2 protein-coding genes are annotated in these 1,659 nt (G+C 64.9%); both read right to left on the reverse strand.

The window, feature by feature from the left end; translation table 11 throughout:
- The coding region (locus E1H13_RS26470; protein ID WP_169617948.1) for a DUF6208 family protein at nucleotides 1–904 on the reverse strand (904 nt) is incomplete at its 3' end.
- A partial coding sequence (locus E1H13_RS26475; protein WP_169617949.1) for an alpha/beta hydrolase occupies nucleotides 901–1,659 on the reverse strand: 759 nt, incomplete at its 5' end. The genes E1H13_RS26475 and E1H13_RS26470, both read right to left, overlap by 4 nt.

Below are 1,659 nucleotides of genomic sequence, written 5' to 3' on the forward strand. Positions count from 1 at the left end.
TGGCCCCCAACCATTCCGGGGTTTTGGGATGCACCCGCAAAATGTAGACCCCCTGCTCTGGCATGGGGGCCGTGGTGTGGTGATGGTCGCGGATGGGGTACCAATCGTGGGGGAAGCAGTCGCGGCTGTAGAGGCTGAAGTAAAGGCTGTGGGTGTTTAGCAGATCCGCCGGTAGGTCGAGGGTGAGGCGTTCGCCCCGGTCGAGGGCACCGTAGAAGAAGTGGGTTTCGGGGTTGGGTACCGGCAAAAACGTGGCTTTGACGAAGGGCTCTGGCAAGCGGCCTTTGCCCCAGCGCAGCAGGGGGTAAACGTAGAAGTTTAGGGCGCTATACAGCCAGCCCCGCCGGGCTTTTAATCCCCGGTAAAACTGGTTGAAGTCTGGGGGGGCGGCCAGGGTTTGGCTGGCCAGGGCGGGGGCACCATCCACCGCGATCGCCGGTAGCTGCACCGGGTCGCGCCAGTCGTAGTGGCGTACCCCCACCAGGTAGCGGCCCGGGGGCAACTCGATGGTGGCGGTGGGTTGGTCGGCGGGGGTGGTGAGGGACCCCAGGCTGGTGATGGTTTTGTAGCCTTTTAGGGTGTAGACCACCGCTGTCCAGGCGGGGGCCGATTGCCACAAAGCGCTGACGTCGAGGGTGAGGCTGGACTGGACGGTAAAGGGACCGGCGATCGCAATCAGGGAGTGCAAGTTCCAGCGAGCCCGGCTCATGGTCCACAGCAACTTGACCGGCGACCCCAGAAAGTCGGTGGATACCACCTGCCAGGCGGCGGTGGCCTTGGCATCATTGGGGTTGTAGTAGCGACTGATCAGGGTCAGGCCACTCCGCACCAGGCGAGAAAAACCGAAGGACACCAGGCCTAGGGGCACTTCCCACAGGGGGGCAAACCGAGCGGACAAACTCATGGGCGGGGCTCCTGGGTAACGGTGGTGTCGATGATCTGGGCTAGCCCGGCGGGGGTATCGCTGGGCAAGTCGTGGCCCCCCGGCAGGGTAAAGCGGCTGGCCTGGGGCAGGCTGGTTTGCAGCAGTTGCAGGTCTTCGGGCCGGTTGAACTGGCTGTCCTGGCCCAAAACCAGGGTAGTGGGGCGGGTAATGCCCTGTAGCAGCTGGCTGTAACCCTGGCGGTCCAACAGCCCGCCGCTAAGGCTGAGGGTGGTGCGGGCCTGCAGGCGAGGGTCTAACCGCCAGCGCACACCACCCTCGACGGGCTCGGTCAATCGTGCCGCCAGTTTTTGGGCCACCTGTTCTGTCAGGCTAGGTTTCAGGGCCTGCAGCCGCTGGGCGGCCGCCGTCACCGATGCCATGACCACCGGCTCTGGGGGCGTGGCAAGGGCATCTAAGTGGGCCGTGAGCTGACTGGCGGTATCTGCCGCTGGGCTGTTGGCGGGCACCACCGGCTCCACTAGCACCAGCTGTTGCACGCGATCGCTGCGTAAGCTGGTGAGAATGGCCGCCAGCACCGCCCCCATGGAATGGCCCACCAAGGTCACAGGCTCAGGGCTGAGCAGGGGGAACAGGCTATCGAGATCCCCTAAAAAGTCCAGCAGTTGGTAGCCCCCATCAGCACCGGCATGGTCCGATCGCCCGTGGCCCCGCAGGTCTGGAGCCACCACATGGTAACCCTGCTGGGCCAGACCATAGGCCACCCCATCCCAGGC

The organism is Nodosilinea sp. P-1105 (assembly GCF_012911975.1).
GTDB lineage: Bacteria > Cyanobacteriota > Cyanobacteriia > Phormidesmidales > Phormidesmidaceae > Nodosilinea.